The organism is Variovorax sp. FG153, assembly GCF_057809595.1.
Genome location: NZ_JBMDKG010000044.1, coordinates 13772 through 30589, shown reverse-complemented (window position 1 = coordinate 30589; position 16818 = coordinate 13772). Strand labels below are relative to the sequence as shown.

Sequence of the window (16818 nt, the reverse complement as noted above, 5' to 3'; positions counted from 1 at the left end):
TTCCACGGGCGCCTTCGGGCGCCTTTTTCTTTTGCGGTACCTTCCGAGGTACCGAGTTCCCCTGGAGCGATGCATGGCGACCCGCCGCGATGAACCCGCAGAACTGAAGAAGAAGGCGACGCCCGCGAAGAAGACCGCCGGCGCCAAGACCGCGGCGAGAAAAACGGCGGCGCCGCGCAAGCGCACCGCCGCCAAGGCCAAGCCCGCATCCTCCGGCGAAGGCCTGCTGCGCGCCGGCCTCAAGGCGCTCGATACCGTGCGCAACGACGTCGCCAAGCGGCAGGCCAGCGTCACCAACGTGATCGAAGGCCTGCTGGGCATCGGCGGCAAGGGCGGCGAGGAGGCGAGCGGCGCCAAGGCCGTGCTGACGCGCGGCTTCCCGGGCCTCGACAGCTTCGGCATCCGCAAGTTCGAGGACGTGTTCGACCAGCGCGTGGCCACCGCGCTGCAGCGCCTGGGCATGCCCACGGCCGAGGAGGTGCAGGCGCTGCAGTCGCAGATCGCGGCGCTCGCCGAGCGGCTCGATCGGCTCGAGAAGGCCGCGCGCGGCGGCAAGCGCTGATCCCCGCACGACCCGCAGAACCGCCAGTGGCCGGCTCCAACACCACGCGCGACCGCATCCTGCTGACCAGCCTCGCGCTGTTCAACGCGCAGGGGCTCGCGGCGGTGTCCACCCACAAGATCGCGGCCGAGCTCGGCATGAGCCCGGGCAACCTGCACTACCACTTCAAGGCCAAGCAGCTGATCGTGGAGTGGCTGTTCCGGCGCTTCGAACAGCGGCTCGAATCGCTCAACGGCTCCTCGGCCGGCATCGCGGCCATCGACGACCTGTGGCTGGCGCTGCACCTGCGCTTCGAGGCGATCAACGAGTACCGCTTCATCTATCGCGACATGGCCTTCCTCGCGAGCGAGTACCCGGTGCTGGGCCAGCGCGCGCAGGCCCTGACCGCGCAGAACCTGCTGGCGGCCCAGTCGCTGTGCGAAGGGCTGGTGGCCTCGGGCGTGATCGAGACCAGCGCCGAGCAGGCGCGCATCCTCGCGCTGCAGATGGTGTTCACCACCACCTGCTGGCTGTCGTTCGAACGGCTGGTGCCGGGCCGCGACGCGCTGGCGCAGGCCGATCCGGGACTGGCGGCCTTCTACACGCTGACCCTGGTTTCCCCGTATGTTTCGGGCGAATCGAGGGCTTACCTCGATTACCTGAGGGCCAAATACCTCGGATAACAGACGACACCGTCCGACGGGGGGCCGCGTGGCGGAACCCCAGACTGCAACGAAGAACCAACAGAAGCGCAGAGACACGCAAGAAAGGACCCGCTCATGACCACCGCCACCCGTGAACACATCTCGCCGCCTTCGCGCCTGCTGCTGCTGGCCGAAGGCCGCGCGCTCTGGGAAACCGGCGCGGGCCTCGCCATGTGGCCGCTGCTGCAGCTCACGCCGCGCGGCGACGGCCATCCGGTGCTGGTGCTGCCGGGCCTGGTGGCCGGCGATGCCTCCACGCTGGTGCTGCGCCGCTACCTCGCGAGCCGCGGCTACGACGCGCACGGCTGGGGCCTGGGCCGCAACTTCGGTCCGCGCGAAGGCGTGGAGGACGGCATGGTCGAGCTGCTGCACAAGCTGCACGACGACAGCGGGCAGAAGGTCAGCCTGGTCGGCTGGAGCCTGGGCGGCGTGTATGCGCGGTTGCTGGCGTCGGCGCATCCCGGTGTGGTGCGCAGCGTGGTCACGCTGGGCAGCCCGTTCTCGGGCAGCCCGCGTGCCACCAATGCCTGGCGCGTCTACGAAGGCGTGAGCGGCCAGAGCTCGCACGACCCGCGCCGCATGAAGTTCGTGCAGCCCACGCCCTCGGTGCCCACCACCTCGATCTTCAGCCGCACCGACGGCGTCGTGGCCTGGCGCTGCAGCATCGAGAAGACCGGACCGAAGTCCGAGAACATCGAGGTCATCGCGAGCCACCTGGGCCTGGGCGCGCATCCCGCGGTGCTCTATGCGCTGGCCGACCGGCTGTCGCAGCCCGAGGGCGGCTGGAAGCCGTTCGACCGCGGCCTGCTGGGGCCGCTGGTCTATCCGGATCCCGATCGTCGGAACTGAAGTGCGCCGCCGGGGCCTTCAGGCCTCGGCGTAGCTGGCCGGCTCGCAGGCGAACGCCGCCTGCGAGCGCACTTCCTGCAGCATGTAGCCGCGCCCGTAGGCGGCGCGCAGCACCAGTCCGCCATCCTCCTGCAGCGCGAGCTTCTTGCGCACGCTGGCCGCCGCGATGTTGAGCGCGCGGGCGCCTTCGTGCGGCGGCCGCTTCCACAGCGCGATCCAGAGGAACTCGCGCGTCAGCAGCTGGCCGAGGTGGCGGAACAGCATCAGCGCGAGGTCGAACTCGCGCGGATCGAGGCGTACCTCGCGCCCGCGCCGCAGCACCAGCCGTTCGTCCTCGAGAAAGCGGTAGTCGCCGCAGACCAGCTCCCGCGCTTCGGCGCCTGGCCGCGCCGGCGTGCGCGAGCGCGACAGCAGCGCGCGCAGGCGCCATTCGAGTTCGTGGTCGGCCAGCGGCAGCGGCGCGAAGTCGACCAGGCCGTGGCCATGGCACAGCGCCTCGACCGCGGGCGGCGTACGCCAGGCCGAATCTTCCGCGAGCAGCAGCATCGGCATGCGCCGCAACCGGCAGGCGGCCGAGAGGTCGGCCCAGGCGGTTTCGTGTTCGGGATGGAGCAGCAGCAGGTCGAAGCGCCAGCCGCCCCGCAATGCCTTGAGCAGGCCGGTGGCGCCATGGAACGGCATCGCGCCGTAGCCGCGCCGCGTCATGCGCTGCGCGAGCGCCGCGCCCCGGACGGCATCGCCGTCCACCACCGCCGCGCGCGGCGGTTCGTCTGCCCTGAGCATGCCCCATGTCTCCCGGTTGTTGATCGGATCGCGAATGTCGCGAGCCTTCGATCTTCAGCGGGAGGGTCTAGGCGTGAAAAACCAGAACCGGCGGAAAGTTAGTCCAACTGCTCCAACTTTTTTCGCGCGGCGACGGGCGCGTCAGCTGCCGGCCCAGACGTCGAGCACGTAGCGCTGGTCCGCGATCATCCGGTCCATCCACGCGGCGCTGTCCTGGCCGTGCTCGCGCGCGATGTCGGACAGCGCGCGCCGCACGTCGGGCTCCATGCGCGAGCCGTCGCCGCAGACGTAGACCACGGCGCCGGCTTCGAGCAGCGCCCACACCTGCGCCGCCTGTTCGCGGATCAGGTCCTGCACGTAGACCTTGCGCTCGCCCGCGCGCGAGAAGGCGGTGTGCAGCTTCATCAGGCCGCGGTGCGACCAGGCCTTGAGCTCCTCGGCGTAGATGAAGTCCTGCTCGGGATGGCGGCAGCCGAAGAACAGCAGCGCCTCGCCGAGCGCGGTGCCGGCCTCGGCCTGCGCCGCGCGCTCCTGCAGGAAGCCGCGGAACGGAGCCAGCCCGGTGCCCGGGCCGATCATGATCAGCGGGCGCTGCGCGTCCTCGGGCAGCCGGAAGCCCTCGGCCGTGGTCTCGCGCACCACGCCGTGCACCGTGTCGCCGGCCTCGGCGCGCGCCAAGAAGTTGGAGCACACGCCCTCGAAGGTGCCGAGGCCCGACCTGGCCGGGCCGCTGACCACGCCCACCGTCACGCTGCACTTGCCGGGCGTCATCGTGGGCGAGGAGGAGATCGAGTAGTAGCGCGGCGACAGCGGCGACAGCATCTCGAGGAACACGGCGAACGGCACCTGGCAGGCGCGGTGCTCCTCGAGCAGGTCGAGCAGCGACTTGCGCTTGTGCAGCACCTCGGCCTTGTAGGCCGCCTGCGAGGCCTCGTCGCTGCCCGACAGCGCCACCAGCTTCGGCCTGGTGAACGGGCATTCGGTGTAGGCCGCGAGCGTGGCGATCTGCTTGCGCGTGGCCACGTCCTGCAGCTCGACGTAGTCGCCCAGCAGGCGGTCGACCGCGATCACCTGCTCGACCGGCAGCGCCGGCTTGCGGCCCGCGATCGCATGCAGCCGCACGTGGGCCGTGCGGTCGAAGCCGAAGCGCGCCATCGCGCGCTCGACCTGCTTCGGGCTGTTGCGCGGCACCACGCTCAGGTGGTCGCCGGCGCGGTAGACCAGGCCCTCGGGCAGCATCAGCTCGACGTGGCGCGTGGAGCGGCCGGCCTCGCCGCCGGCGTGCTGCAGCTCGCGGTTCTCGATCACGCGCAGCGCCACCGCGCCCAGCGCGTCGACGATGGCGTTGTTCTGCGGCGGCGGCAGCTCCTCGAGCGTGTAGAGCGGTTCGCTCTGCGCGGGCGTGTCGGCGCCGGTCTTGATGTCGAAGGCCTTCACCAGCTCGGGCCACAGCGCGTCGCTCCAGTCCTGGAAGGCGCCGTCCATGTCCTCGCGCGCATCGCCCTCGCCGCGCGGATGCACGCGCGTGGCGCCCAGCGCCTCGAGCCGCTCGTCGATGCGCCGCGGCACCGCCTGGTAGGTGGCGGCCCAGTCGGTGTTGCCGCAGCCGAACACGCTGAAGCGCACGCCGTTGAGCGCGTCGTCGGCCTTGTCGAGCCAGCGGTGGAACTCGGCCGCGTTGTCGGGCGCCACGCCGTTGTACGAGGCGCAGACGATGGCCACCGCGCCGTTGGCCGGCAGCCGCTCGGCGTAGTCGTCGAGCGAGGCCAGCTGGGTCGAGAAGCCGCGCGCCTCGCCGGCCTCGGCGAGCTGGCGCGCCAGGTCCTCGGCGGTGCCGAGGTTGGAGCCCTGCAGCACCAGCAGCGAGGTGCCGTGGCGCGCGGCCTGCGGCTTGCGCGCCGCCGGCTGCACGGGCTGCGCCGGCGCGGCCGCCGCGTCGTTGATGTTGCCGCGCGGGCGCGTCGCGGGGTCGCGCAGCAGCGCCTTGATCCTGAAGCCCTCGGGCTTGATGGTCAGCGCTTCCTTGATCTTGAGCTTGTAGCCGGTGTGGTCCACCAGGGTGAAGCGCTGCAGGATCATGCCCAGCGTCAGCACCGCCTCCTGCAGCGCGAACTGGCGCCCGATGCAGGCGCGCTGGCCGTTGCCGAAGGGCTTGAAGGCATTGACCGGGCGCTCGCGCTCGGCCTCGCGGCTGAAGTTGTCGGGATCGAACTGGTCGGCGTTCTCGCCCCAGATGCCCTTGTCCCGATGCAGCGCCAGCGCATGCATGATGACCATGTTGTTCTTCTTGATCGTGTACTGGCCACCGATCTGGGTGTCCTCCTTCGCGCGCATCGAGATCGCGGGCGCGGTCGGGAACATGCGCAGCGACTCCTTGAGCACCTGCATCACGTACTGCAGCCTATTGACCTGCGCGTAGGTGGGCTTGAGCGAGGTGTCGGGCCCGAACACGTTGTCGACCTCGGCCTGCGCCTTGGCCAGCGCCTCGGGGTTCTTCAGCAGGAAGTAGATGGCGAACGAGAGCAGGCCGCTGGTGGTCTCGTGGCCCGCGATGAGGAATTCGATGCACTCGTCGCGGATCATCTTGTCGGTGAGCTGCTCGCCGCTCTTCTTGTCCACGCCCGCGATCATGTAGCTCAGCAGGTCGGGCTTGGTCGCGATGTCGGCACCGCTCGCGCGCCGCTCCTCGATGATGTCCTCCACCATCTTGTGCATGTAGCGGATGTCCTTGCGCTGCTGCGCCAGCTCCTTCTTGAGCATCAGCTCCTCGAGCGGCAGGCCGCGCCGGTTCTGCACCGTCTCGAGCGTGCGCACCATCGCGTCGACGAAGGGATGGAAGCCCTCGCGGTAGAAGGAGTTGAAGCGGTAGCCGAAGCCGCACAGGCCGATGGTGTCGAGCGTGAGCGCGGTCATGTCGCGCACCACGTCGACCTCCTCGTCGAAGTTCAGCCGCTCCCACTTGGTCACGAGCTGCCCCGCGATGTCCAGCATCATGGGGTGGTAGGCCTGCATCGCGCGCTGGCTGAAGTTGGCCAAGAGGATGTTGTGCGGCTTCGACCAGGTCTCCTCGTGGGTGTCGGAGGTGAACAGGCCGTGCGAGGCGGCGCGCAGCCGGCGCAGCGCGCCGCGCGTGCTCTTGTCGAAGCGCGCCTCCTCGCAGAGTTCGTCGACCAGCGCGGGCGACGACACCACGATCACCGGCATGCCCGGCATGTCCAGCCAGTAGATGCCGCCGAGCTCCTGGGCGATCTTCCACATGTCCAGCACCGGGGAGTCGGAGCCGATCGACAGCAGGTTGCCCACGAAGGGCTTCTTGGCGGGATGGGGGATCGGGTGGAGCGAGTTCTTGCCTGCCATGGGTCTGGATGTTGTGCTGCTGCGGGAGGCGGCCGCGGGGCGCGCCGAGGGGGAACGACCACTGGAGTATCGAAGCGGCTCCCCCGGCGGCAGGACGGGGTTTCCCTTAGCAAATGTCAGGGCCGCGGCCGAGGCGCCGCCGCGGTCCGTCCGCACGTATTCGGGTTTTCAGCATGCATCATTGTTGGGCATGCGCACTAGCATTGTTCAACAATTCGTGTGAACGGCATGCGTCCATAGTTTGAAATTGTTCATCTATTTGGCACGAGGCTTGCATCGGGGTGGGCAGGCCGGGGGACCGCGCCTGGATCACGTCGCACCGTTTTCCATCAACCCGGCCATGCCACTTCCTGGAGGATCTTTTTCCATGTTCCGAACGTCTCTTGCCGCCGTCGCGCTTTCCTGCCTGGCCGCTTCCGCGCTCGCGCAGACCAAGTGGGACCTGCCCACCGCCTATCCGTCCAACAACTTCCACACCGAGAACATCGCGCAGTTCGCCAAGGACGTCGACACGGCGACCGGCGGCAAGCTCAAGATCACGGTGCATTCGAACGCCTCGCTGTTCAAGGCGCCCGAGATCAAGCGCGCGGTGCAGGGCGGCCAGGCGCAGCTCGGCGAGATCCTGCTGGTGAACTTCCAGAACGAATGGCAGGTGTTCGGCACCGACGGCATTCCCTTCCTGGCCGACAGCTACGACGCGGCCTGGAAGCTCTACCAGGCGCAGAAGCCCGTGCTCGACAAGAAGCTCGCCGAGCAGGGCATCCAGCTGCTCTACACGGTGGCCTGGCCGCCGCAGGGCATCTTCGTGAAGAAGCCGATCGCCTCGGCCGCCGACCTCAAGGGCGTGAAGTGGCGCGCCTACAGCCCCGCCACCGCGCGCATCGGCGAACTGGTCGGCGCGCAGGCCGTCACCGTGCAGCAGGCCGAGCTCTCGCAGGCCATGGCCACCGGCGTGATCGAGTCGTACATGTCCTCGGGCTCCACCGGCTACGACACCAAGACCTACGAGTACATCAAGAACTTCTACGACACCCAGGCCTGGCTGCCGAAGAACGCGGTGCTGGTGAACAAGAAGGCCTTCGAGGCCCTCGACAAGCCCGTGCAGGACGGCCTGCTGAAGGCGGCGGCCGAGGCCGAGAAGCGCGGCTGGGAGCTGTCGAAGAAGAAGAACGTCGAGTACCTCGACCTGCTCAAGAAGAACGGCATGACCGTGCTCGCGCCTTCCGAACAGCTCAAGAACGACCTCAAGAAGGTCGGCGACACGATGCTCAAGGAATGGGTCGAGAAGGCCGGCCCCGAGGGCCAGGCCGTGGTCGACGCCTACCGGAAGATGTGAGCGCGCGGGGCTGCACCGATGAATGCGAACACCATGCGGGCCAGTGCGCCGGCCTCCGGGGCGGCCTCGATGCGCAGGTCCCTGGACTTCCTCTACGACAGCGCCGCCGCCCTGGCCGCGTTCTTCCTGTTCGCCTTGCTGGTGATGGTGCTGCTGTCCATCCTCGGGCGGCAACTGAGCTTCAACGTGCCCGGCATCGATGCCTACGCGGGCTACATGATGGCGGCCAGCGGCTTTCTCGCGCTGGCGCACACGCTCAAGCGCGGCGAGCACATCCGCGTGACGCTGGTGCTCTCCAGCCTCGGCGCCGGCGCGCGCCGCTGGCTCGAGCGCTGGGCCATGGGCGCCGGTGCGCTGCTGGCGGCGCTGTTCGCCTTCTACTGCGTGCGGCTGGTGTGGCAGTCCTGGGCCTTCCACGACGTGTCGACCAGCAACGACGCCACGCCGCTGTGGATTCCGCAGCTGTCGATGGCGCTCGGCGCGCTGGTGTTCGCCGTCGCGGCGGTGGACGAGTTCTTCATCGAATGGAACGGCCGCCCGCAGCGCGCCGACGGGGAGGCCTTGCGCCATGAGTGACATCGCCATCGCCGGCCTCCTGATCCTCTCGCTGTTCCTGATCCTGGGCAGCGGCGTGTGGATCGGCCTCACGCTCTCGGGCGTCGCGTGGATCGCGATGCAGCTGTTCTCCTCGCGCCCCGCGGGCGACGCGATGGCGGTCACCATCTGGGGCTCGGCCTCGGGCTGGACGCTCACCGCGCTGCCGCTGTTCGTGTGGATGGGCGAGATCCTGTTCCGCACGCGGCTGTCGCAGGACATGTTCAGGGGCCTCGCGCCCTGGATGCAGGCCCTGCCGGGCCGGCTGCTGCACACCAACGTGGTGGGCTGCGCGATCTTCGCGGCCGTCTCGGGCTCGAGCGCTGCGACCTGCGCCACCATCGGCAAGATGAGCCTGCCCGAGCTCAAGCGCCGCGGCTATCCCGACGACATGGTGATCGGCACGCTGGCCGGCGCCGGCACGCTGGGCCTGCTGATCCCGCCGTCGATCATCATGATCGTCTACGGCGTCAGCGCCGACGTGTCGATCGCGCGGCTGTTCATCGCGGGCATCGTGCCGGGCATCCTGCTGGCGCTGCTGTTCTCGGGCTACATCGCGTTCTGGGCCCTGCGCCATCCCGAGCGCGTGCCGCCCGCGGACGCCAGGCTGCCCTTCGCCGAGAAGCTCAAGGCCTCGATGTCGCTGATCCCGGTGGCGCTGCTGATCCTCGGCGTGCTGGGCTCGATCTACGCGGGCATCGCCACGGCCACCGAGGCCGCGGCCGTGGGCGTGGTGGGCGCGCTGATCATCTCGGCTTCGCAGGGGGCGCTGAGCTGGACGACCTTCAAGGAAGCGCTGCTGGGCGCGACGCGCCTCTATTGCATGATGGCGCTGATCCTCGCGGGCGCGGCCTTCCTCACGCTGGCCATGGGCTACATCGGCCTGCCGCGCCACCTGGCCGAATGGATCGGCTCGCTGGGCCTGTCGAAGTTCCAGCTGGTGGCGATGCTCGCGCTGTTCTACATCGTGCTGGGCTGCTTCCTCGACGGCATCTCGATGGTGGTGCTGACCATGGGCGTGATCATGCCGACCGTGACCGCGGCGGGCATCGACCCGATCTGGTTCGGCATCTTCATCGTGCTGGTGGTCGAGATGGCGCAGATCACGCCACCGGTGGGCTTCAACCTGTTCGTGCTGCAGGGCATGACCGGCAAGGACCTGCTGTACATCGCGCGCGTGACGCTGCCGATGTTCTTCCTGATGGTGGCCGCGGTGCTGCTCGTCTACTTCGTGCCGCAGCTCGTGACCTGGCTGCCGCAGCAGATGACGCCCTGACCCGCTGACGCACGCCATGCGCCGCTGCCCGTTCCTTCGCACCGCCGGTCGCAGGCGCCTGCGTGTCGCGCAGCTGCATGCGGCGGAGCGCGCGCCGCCCGCGTTCGCCGCGTCCTGAATCCTCGCGCTCCACGACGAGCACCCGCCCCCGGGCGGCGTGCGGGACGCGCTCGTCCCGCGCCACCGAAAAAAGTGCAAAGCAAAAGGGAGTCTGTTTCACGCACCGCCGCGCGGTGCGGCCAGGCCGGAGGGATTGCCATCGAGAAAGCCATCGACGACCCATCGCAGAACGACCAGGGAATGAGAAGGCGCCGCAGTGCGCCATGCCCGGACAGTTTTCAGAAGGAAATCGAATCATGTTGACACGACACAGAGTGAAGCTTTCGGCCGTTTCGGTCCTCGTTGCGGCCGTGGTCGCGGCCTGCGGCGGCGGTGGAGGAGGGGACAGCGTCGTCTCCATCGTTCCGCCCGCCACGGGCAATCCACCACCGTCTTCCATGACCAAATGCAGCTGGGATGCCAGTGCCAAGCTGGCCTACGAGGAGCGCCGGCTCGCGACGCCGCTGCCCTACAGCACCGCCTCCGTGGTGGGCATCGACGAGAGGCCGCTCGCCGAGCGCATCGTGAAGGACACCGGCTTCGACCAGTTCGCGCCGAACTTCTCGGCCAAGCTGTGCGCCAGCGATGGCACGACCACCGTGGCCGGCTACGACGCGGCGGTGACGCTCGTCAAGTCGGAGGGCGCGGCCCTGTGGCGCGCGGCCGTCGACCGGGTGCAGGGCCGCCGTGCCTCGCCCGCTGGCAGCCAGTTGCCCAACAGCGACGACCGCATGCTGTACTGGGCGCGCGTGCAGATGACCAAGGTGCTGCGCCAGTGGGCCCCCGAGTTCGCGCTCTCGGAGGCACAGAAGGCGTCGCTCCAGTGGGAGTTCGAGCGTGCCTCGCGCGGCCAGTACGACATCGAACTGCCTGAAGGCAATGCGCCGGGCGGCGGCAAGTACCGTCGCATGATTGTGAGCGGCTTCGACACCTTCACGCTCGGCGCGCTGGGCACGCCCAACACCGGTCTGCGCAACGGCAACCCCTCGGGCGCGACCGCGCTCGAGATGGACGGCCGCGAGATCACGCTCGACGACGGCAGCGTGCTGCACGTGGAGAGCTACATCCTGCCGGTGAGCTACGACCCGTTCCACGCGGGCATGCAGGAGGACACGCTGGGCCCGTGGTTCAAGGCCGGTCCGAAGCGCGTCGACGCCTCGATCACCATGAGCCAGGGCAGTGCCAACGTCTTCAATCTCGAGCAATGGAACGCCCGCTACCACGGTCCCTCGGCGGGCAACGACGGCATCATCTATTGCCCGGTTGGCAACAGGCTGCCGAAATATGTGCTGCCAATCGGCACCATCACCGTGCCGAACACCGCGCCGATCTCGATGCCGGGCTCGGGCTGCGACACCAACCCGCAGTCCCGCTGGCTGGGCTACGACGCCATCAGCGCCTGGCTGAAGGAAGCACCGCCGCAGTTCACCACCTCGTCGCTGCCGATCGCCGCGATGGTGACCGGCAAGACGAATGCCGGCATCCCGCGTCCGCCGGGCGCCACGAGCGAGGGCGCCGAGGGCTTCGACGTGACCTGGCACACCAACTACTCGTACTTCGCGGACTGCGACAACGAGGCGGGTACGACTGTGGCTTCGAACGGCGTGATGAACGCCATGCCCGATCCCTCGCTGGTGAAGGCCCCGCCAGCCACCGCCTGCGCGCAGTCCGGCGGCGGCGGCAACTACCTGTCGAACGAGAGCGCCTACCGCAACACGCTGCTGCGCGATACCTTCAAGCTCGACATCCCTGCCGGCCACATCCATGTGCCGGTGATGACGAACTTCTTCACCGCCGCCACCGGCGGGGTGCCCGACGACAACGCCATGACCGACGCCCGCTTCGAGGCCTACCGCACGGCGATCGTCGCGCAGACGAAGAAGTTGCTGGTGGTGATCGGCAACAACCTCAAGTGACGGGGCACGGCATTCGCTTATCTTCACGAACACACGAAAGCATCACCATGAAACTCAAGCTCACCCTCGCCGCCGCCTCGCTGCTGCTGGCCGGTCTCGCCATGGCACAGCCCAGCGAGTACTACCTCTGGAAGAACAACAGCACGGGCAAGACCGTCTGCGAGCCCGACATGCCCGCGGACAAGTGGACCAAGCAGTCGGGCCCTTACGAGGACCCGAACTGCAAGATCCGCCTGCCGGGCTGAGGTCGCTGCGCGACGGCCCCGCGCTGCGGGGCCGCTGCGCGGCTCAGACGCTCCAGCCCGAATCGTTGATGTGCCGCGCGTAGACCGCGAGCACGATGCGTTCGGAATGGACCAGGTAGTCGTTGAGCGCCGCGGCGGCGCGGGCGAATTCGCCGGCCTCCGCGAGCGCGAGGATGTTCTCGTTCATCTCGACATAGGGCGCGTGCAGGAACTCGGCGTCGCGCAGCAGGCCGAAGGCCAGCCGCAGTTCAGCCAGCACCGAGCCGAACAGCAGGTTGAGCCGCTCGCTGTCGGCGAGCTCGACCACGGCCATGTGGAAGGCCATGTTCGCCGTGCCGACGCCGAGCCACTCGCCCGCGTCGCGGCAGGCCTTCGCGGTATCGACCGCCTCGCGCATCTTCTTCTTCGCGGGATGCCGCGGGTAGGCCTGCGCGAGCGCCTGGCACTCGATCAGGCGGCGCACGCGGTAGATGTCGATGATCGACGCGATGCTCGGGATGACCACGAACACGCCGCGGTTCGGCGCGTGCTTCACGAGGCCGTCCTTGGCGAGCATGCGGAACACCTCGCGCAGCGTGTTGCGCGAGATGCCGAGGCTCTCGCTCAGCGACTGCTCGGACAGGCGCTCGCCGGGCATGAACTCGCCCTGCGTGATCTTCTGCCGCAGCGCTTCGGCCATGCGCTCGCTCAGGGCCTGGGCGGGGGGAGTCAGCGGTTCGGAAGCTGGGGAGGTCATGCGGATGGGGGATTCCAGGGGTGAGGGGTTGTAGCAGATTCCGTTCCTCGCGCCATGGTGCCTCGGGCACGGAACCAGGGTTTGCCCCTGAGAGTCAGCATACATATTGCTCAACTGATTGATTGAATTGTTCAACAATAAAATAAACTTCGTTCCAACAAAACGGCCAGATTCGAGTCGATCCCATGTTCTTCATGCGCCTTCCGAAGCCCTCCCTCCCGCGCCCGGCCCGGTGTCCGCTTCGTCCGGGTACAGCGACGTGAGCACGCTCGACCTCAACAGCGACCTGGGCGAGAGCTTCGGCGCCTGGCGCATGGGCGACGACGCGGCGATGCTCGGCATCGTGAGCAGCGCCAACGTGGCCTGCGGCTTCCATGCCGGCGACGCGGCCGGCATCCTCGAAACGCTGCGCCATGCCAAGGCCCATGGCGTGGCGGTCGGGGCCCATGTGTCCTATCCCGACCTCGCGGGCTTCGGCCGGCGCGCGATGGCGATGGGCAGCGCCGAACTCGTGGCCGACGTGATCTACCAGATCGGCGCGCTGCAGGGTCTGGCCCGCGCCGCGGGCACCTCGGTGCGCTACGTCAAGCCGCACGGCGCGCTCTACAACGCCATCGCGCACGACGAGCGGCAGGCGCGCGACGTGATCGCCGCCATCCGCGCGATCGACGACCGGCTCTGGCTGGTCGGCCTCGCCGGCTCGCCGCTGCTCGGCTGGGCGCGCGCGAGCGGGCTGCGCACGGTCTCCGAGGCCTATGCGGACCGCGCCTACCGCGCCGACGGCACGCTGGTGCCGCGCAGCGAACCGGGCGCGGTGCTGCACGACGCGCAGGCGGTGGCGCGGCGCATGCTGCGGCTGGCCACGCACGGCGAGGTCGAGGCGATCGACGGCAGCACGCTGCGACTGCAGGCCGATTCGGTCTGCGTGCATGGCGACAGCCCCGGCGCGGTGGAGATGGCACGCGAGGTGCGCGCCACCTTCGAGCGCGCGGGCGTCGCGGTGCGGGCCTTCGCGCGCGACGAAGAAGAGCCGGCGGGAGCGCCGCGATGATGCGTTTCCTGCCGGTCAACCTCGACGCGCTGCTGGTCGAGCTCGACGACCTCGCGCAGACGCTCGCGCTGCTGGCCTCGCTGCAGGCCGAGCCGATAGCGGGCATCGAGGAACTGGTGCCGGCCGCGCGCACGATCCTGGTCCGCTTCCGTCCCGGCGCGGTCACGCGCGATGCGCTCGCGCGGCGCATCGGCGAGCGCCGCCTCGACGGCAGCATCGAACGCGCGGGCCGGCGCATCGAGATCCCGGTCGACTACGACGGCGAGGACCTCGGCGAGGTCGCGCGGCACCTGGGGATCTCGCGCGAGGAGGTGATCCGCCGCCACACCGGCCACGACTACACCGTGGCCTTCACCGGCTTCGCGCCGGGCTTCGCCTACCTGAGCGGCGGTCACCCGAGCCTCGACGTGCCGCGCCGCGCCACGCCGCGCACCCGCATCCCGGCCGGCGCGGTCGCGCTCGCGGGGCGCTTCAGCGGCGTCTATCCGCAGGCCAGCCCCGGCGGCTGGCAGATCATCGGCGTGACCGCCACGCCGATGTGGGACCTGGGCCGCGCGCAGCCGGCGCTGCTGCAGCCGGGCTACACGGTGCGCTTCGTCGATGTCTCGGGGCAGGCCGCGCCAACCATCGCGCCACCCGTTCCGGCTCCGGCGCCATCGGCCATGCACGAAGGGCCGGCGCTCGAGGTCCATGCCACCGGCCTGCAGGCGCTGTTCCAGGACCTGGGCCGCCACGGGCTCGCGGGCCAGGGCGTCTCGGCCTCGGGCGCGATGGACCGCGGCGCGCTGCGCGCGGCCAACCGCCTCGTGGGCAATGCCAGCGACGCGGCCTGCATCGAGATCGTCGGCGCGGGCTTCCGCTTCAGCTGCCGCGGCGATGCGGTGGTGGCCTTCGCGGGTGCCGACGTGCCGCTGCAACTGCGCAGCGCCGGCGGCGCGCGCTGGACGGTGCCCACGCACGAGGCGATCGCGCTGGCCGATGGCGACAGCCTCACGGTCGGCGAACCGCGCGCGGGCCTGCGCAGCTACCTCGCGGTGCGCGGCGGCTTCGAGGTCGCGCCCGTGCTCGGCAGCGCCGCCACCGACACCCTGGCGCACATCGGCCCGCCGCCGATCGCCGCCGGCGACCGGCTGGCGCTGCGGCCGGTGGCGCGCGGCGCCATCGTCGGCCTGCCCGATGCGGCGCCGCCCGCGCTGCCCGGCCTGCACGAGGACGTGGTGCTCGACGTGGTGCTGGGCCCGCGCACCGACTGGTTCACGCCCGAGGCGGTCGCGCTGCTCGCGAGCCAGCGCTGGACCGTCACGCCGCAATCCAACCGCGTCGGCCTGCGGCTCGCGGGCGAGACACCGCTGGCGCGCCTCGACACCGCCGAGCTGCCCAGCGAGGGCACCGCGCTCGGCGCGATCCAGGTGCCGCCGAGCGGCCAGCCCGTGCTGTTCCTCGCCGACCATCCGCTGACCGGCGGCTACCCGGTGATCGGCGCCGTCGCCACCCACCACCTCGATCGCGCCGGCCAGATCCCGGTCGGCGCGCGCCTGCGTTTCAACCCGGTGCGCGCCTTCGACGCGCACTGCCTTTCCGCTCCTTCCTCCGACACGCCATGAAGAAAGTCCTGATCGCCAACCGCGGCGAGATCGCCGTGCGCATCGCGCGCGCCTGCGCCGACTACGGCGTGCGCTCGGTGGCCGTCTATGCCGACGCCGATTTCGACGCGCTGCACACGCGCGTGGCCGACGAGGCCCATGCGCTCGAGGGCACGCGCCCGGCCGACACCTACCTGGCCATCGACAAGCTGCTGGCCGCGGCCGCGCGCAGCGGCGCGGACGCGGTGCATCCGGGCTACGGCTTCCTCTCGGAGAGCGCGGCCTTCGCGCGCGCCGTGATCGAGGCCGGCCTGTGCTGGATCGGCCCGCCGCCGTCGGCCATCGAGGCCCTGGGCGACAAGGTGCAGGCACGCCGCATCGCGCTCGAGGTCGGCGCGCCGCTGGTGGCCGGCACGCCGGCGCCGGTGCGCGATGCGCAGGAGGTGCTGGCCTTCGCCGAGGCGCACGGCCTGCCGATCGCGATCAAGGCGGCCTTCGGCGGCGGTGGCCGCGGCCTCAAGGTCGCGTGGCGGCTCGACGAGGTGGCCGAGCTCTACGAGTCGGCGGTGCGCGAGGCCGTCACCGCCTTCGGCCGCGGCGAGTGCTTCGTCGAGCAGTTCCTCGACCGGCCGCGCCATGTCGAGGCGCAGGTGATCGCCGACACGCACGGCCGCGTGGTGGTGCTCGGCACGCGCGACTGCTCGCTGCAGCGGCGCAACCAGAAGCTGGTGGAGGAGGCACCCGCGCCCTTCCTGAGCGATGCGCAGCGCGAGCGCATCCACCGCGCCGCGCACGACATCTGCGCGCGCGCCGGCTATGTCGGCGCCGGCACGGTCGAGTTCCTGCTCGGGCCGACGGGCGCGATCTCCTTCCTCGAGGTCAACACGCGGCTGCAGGTCGAGCATCCGGTGACCGAGGAAACGACCGGCATCGACCTCGTGGTCGAGCAGCTGCGCATCGCCGACGGGCTGCCGCTGTCGGTCAGCGAGACGCCCGCGCCGCGCGGCCATGCCTTCGAGTTCCGCATCAACGCCGAGGACCCGGGCCGCGGCTTCCTGCCCACGCCCGGACCGGTGCGCCTGTTCGAGCCGCCCTCGGGCCCCGGCGTGCGCGTCGACACCGGCGTGGTCTCGGGCTCGAGCGTGCCGGGCAGCTTCGACTCGCTGATGGCCAAGCTGGTCGTCACCGGCGCCACGCGCGCGCAGGCGATGGCACGCGCGCGCCGCGCGCTGCGCGAGTTCCGCATCGAGGGCGTGGCCTCGGTGCTGCCGTTCCACCGCGCCGTGGTCGAGGCGCCCGACTTCGTGGCCGAGGACGGCTTCAAGGTCCACACGCGCTGGATCGAGACCGACTTCGCGCAGCCGCTGGCCGCGGCCGTGCGCGCCGAGCCCGTGCGCGATGCCGCGCTGCTGCGCACGGCGGTGGAGATCGACGGCCGGCGCGTGACGCTGGGCCTGCCGCCGGCGCTGCTGCGCGGCATCGGCGATGCGCCCGCCGCACCGTCGTCATCGCCGCAGCCCGAGGAGGCCGCAGACCCCGCCGCCGTGGCCGCGCCCATCACGGGCACGCTTCAGGCGTGGACCGTGGACGAAGGCTCGCTGGTCGCGCAGGGCGACCCGATCGCGGTGATGGAGGCGATGAAGATGGAGGTGCAGGTCGTGGCCCACCGCGCGGGCCGGCTCGCGCGGCTGGCCGCGGGCGCGGCGCCGGTGGTGGCGGGCGCGCCCATCGCGCGCATCGGCTGAGCG

General features: G+C 70.3%; 14 protein-coding genes. 11 read left to right on the top strand and 3 right to left on the bottom strand.

Going from position 1 to position 16818, the window contains the following annotated elements; translation table 11 throughout:
* Positions 1-73: 73 nt before the first annotated feature.
* The 3 genes from ACODT0_RS33065 to ACODT0_RS33055 all read left to right on the top strand — a co-directional run bounded on the left by ACODT0_RS33065 (position 74) and on the right by ACODT0_RS33055 (position 2094).
* Positions 74-562, top strand: a complete 489-nt coding sequence (locus tag ACODT0_RS33065) for a phasin family protein (RefSeq protein ID WP_489043193.1) — start codon at positions 74-76, stop codon at positions 560-562.
* A gap of 26 nt (positions 563-588) precedes the next feature.
* Positions 589-1224: a TetR/AcrR family transcriptional regulator gene (locus tag ACODT0_RS33060; protein WP_057594029.1), complete on the top strand. Its 636-nt coding sequence runs from the start codon at positions 589-591 to the stop codon at positions 1222-1224.
* 96 nt (positions 1225-1320) lie between these two features.
* Positions 1321-2094 (top strand): esterase/lipase family protein, encoded by a 774-nt coding sequence (locus ACODT0_RS33055; RefSeq protein WP_413762191.1) that lies wholly within the window; start codon positions 1321-1323, stop codon positions 2092-2094.
* An 18-nt stretch (positions 2095-2112) separates the two neighbouring features.
* On the opposite strand, the gene ACODT0_RS33050 is transcribed toward ACODT0_RS33055, so the two are convergent.
* Together ACODT0_RS33050 and ACODT0_RS33045 are read right to left on the bottom strand one after the other, a co-directional pair.
* On the bottom strand, positions 2113-2877 hold the full coding sequence (locus ACODT0_RS33050; protein WP_489043192.1) for a winged helix-turn-helix domain-containing protein: 765 nt from the start codon (positions 2875-2877) through the stop codon (positions 2113-2115).
* Positions 2878-3018: 141 nt separating this feature from the next.
* Positions 3019-6234, bottom strand: a complete 3216-nt coding sequence (locus ACODT0_RS33045) for a bifunctional cytochrome P450/NADPH--P450 reductase (protein WP_489043191.1) — start codon at positions 6232-6234, stop codon at positions 3019-3021.
* 367 nt (positions 6235-6601) lie between these two features.
* Between ACODT0_RS33045 and ACODT0_RS33040 the strand changes: the two genes are divergently transcribed.
* From ACODT0_RS33040 to ACODT0_RS33020, 5 genes are all read left to right on the top strand, one after another.
* Positions 6602-7570 (top strand): TRAP transporter substrate-binding protein, encoded by a 969-nt coding sequence (locus ACODT0_RS33040; RefSeq protein WP_057594033.1) that lies wholly within the window; start codon positions 6602-6604, stop codon positions 7568-7570.
* A 69-nt stretch (positions 7571-7639) separates the two neighbouring features.
* Positions 7640-8146: a TRAP transporter small permease gene (locus tag ACODT0_RS33035; protein WP_057594036.1), complete on the top strand. Its 507-nt coding sequence runs from the start codon at positions 7640-7642 to the stop codon at positions 8144-8146.
* Positions 8139-9440 (top strand): TRAP transporter large permease, encoded by a 1302-nt coding sequence (locus tag ACODT0_RS33030; protein WP_489043190.1) that lies wholly within the window; start codon positions 8139-8141, stop codon positions 9438-9440. The genes ACODT0_RS33035 and ACODT0_RS33030 overlap by 8 nt, the downstream gene beginning before the upstream one ends.
* Positions 9441-9937: 497 nt before the next feature.
* Positions 9938-11455 carry a hypothetical protein gene (locus ACODT0_RS33025; protein WP_216087426.1) on the top strand — a complete coding sequence of 506 codons (1518 nt, stop codon included), beginning with the start codon at positions 9938-9940 and terminating at the stop codon, positions 11453-11455.
* Between the two features lie 47 nt (positions 11456-11502).
* Positions 11503-11700 carry a hypothetical protein gene (locus ACODT0_RS33020; RefSeq protein WP_057594440.1) on the top strand — a complete coding sequence of 66 codons (198 nt, stop codon included), beginning with the start codon at positions 11503-11505 and terminating at the stop codon, positions 11698-11700.
* Positions 11701-11743: 43 nt separating this feature from the next.
* Here ACODT0_RS33020 and ACODT0_RS33015 read toward each other — a convergent pair whose 3' ends face one another.
* Positions 11744-12436 (bottom strand): GntR family transcriptional regulator, encoded by a 693-nt coding sequence (locus ACODT0_RS33015; protein WP_057594441.1) that lies wholly within the window; start codon positions 12434-12436, stop codon positions 11744-11746.
* Positions 12437-12668: 232 nt separating this feature from the next.
* On the opposite strand from ACODT0_RS33015, the gene ACODT0_RS33010 reads away from it, so the two are divergent.
* Genes ACODT0_RS33010 through ACODT0_RS33000 form a run of 3 tightly spaced genes read left to right on the top strand, consistent with a single transcriptional unit; the run spans position 12669 to position 16815 of the window.
* The gene (locus ACODT0_RS33010; RefSeq protein WP_489043189.1) at positions 12669-13487 is read left to right on the top strand and encodes a LamB/YcsF family protein; all 819 of its coding nucleotides are present in this window, start codon (positions 12669-12671) and stop codon (positions 13485-13487) included.
* Entirely contained in the window at positions 13487-15091 is a 1605-nt protein-coding gene (locus tag ACODT0_RS33005; RefSeq protein WP_489043211.1) for a 5-oxoprolinase subunit B/C family protein, read from the top strand. Before ACODT0_RS33010 ends, ACODT0_RS33005 begins: the two co-directional genes overlap by 1 nt.
* The gene (locus tag ACODT0_RS33000; protein WP_413762198.1) at positions 15088-16815 is read left to right on the top strand and encodes an acetyl/propionyl/methylcrotonyl-CoA carboxylase subunit alpha; all 1728 of its coding nucleotides are present in this window, start codon (positions 15088-15090) and stop codon (positions 16813-16815) included. The genes ACODT0_RS33005 and ACODT0_RS33000 overlap by 4 nt, the downstream gene beginning before the upstream one ends.
* Positions 16816-16818: the final 3 nt, after the last annotated feature.

Excerpts from the sequence above, each read along its gene's own strand:
- ACODT0_RS33015 (WP_057594441.1), bottom strand. The coding sequence starts at position 12,436 with ATGACCTCCCCAGCTTCCGAACCGCTGACTCCCCCCGCCCAGGCCCTG.
- ACODT0_RS33035 (WP_057594036.1), top strand. The coding sequence starts at position 7,640 with ATGCGCAGGTCCCTGGACTTCCTCTACGACAGCGCCGCCGCCCTGGCC.
- ACODT0_RS33030 (WP_489043190.1), top strand. The coding sequence starts at position 8,139 with ATGAGTGACATCGCCATCGCCGGCCTCCTGATCCTCTCGCTGTTCCTG.
- ACODT0_RS33020 (WP_057594440.1), top strand. The coding sequence starts at position 11,503 with ATGAAACTCAAGCTCACCCTCGCCGCCGCCTCGCTGCTGCTGGCCGGT.
- ACODT0_RS33005 (WP_489043211.1), top strand. The coding sequence starts at position 13,487 with ATGCGTTTCCTGCCGGTCAACCTCGACGCGCTGCTGGTCGAGCTCGAC.
- ACODT0_RS33065 (WP_489043193.1), top strand. The coding sequence starts at position 74 with ATGGCGACCCGCCGCGATGAACCCGCAGAACTGAAGAAGAAGGCGACG.
- ACODT0_RS33025 (WP_216087426.1), top strand. The coding sequence starts at position 9,938 with ATGACCAAATGCAGCTGGGATGCCAGTGCCAAGCTGGCCTACGAGGAG.
- ACODT0_RS33050 (WP_489043192.1), bottom strand. The coding sequence starts at position 2,877 with ATGCTCAGGGCAGACGAACCGCCGCGCGCGGCGGTGGTGGACGGCGAT.
- ACODT0_RS33055 (WP_413762191.1), top strand. The coding sequence starts at position 1,321 with ATGACCACCGCCACCCGTGAACACATCTCGCCGCCTTCGCGCCTGCTG.
- ACODT0_RS33040 (WP_057594033.1), top strand. The coding sequence starts at position 6,602 with ATGTTCCGAACGTCTCTTGCCGCCGTCGCGCTTTCCTGCCTGGCCGCT.
- ACODT0_RS33000 (WP_413762198.1), top strand. The coding sequence starts at position 15,088 with ATGAAGAAAGTCCTGATCGCCAACCGCGGCGAGATCGCCGTGCGCATC.
- ACODT0_RS33045 (WP_489043191.1), bottom strand. The coding sequence starts at position 6,234 with ATGGCAGGCAAGAACTCGCTCCACCCGATCCCCCATCCCGCCAAGAAG.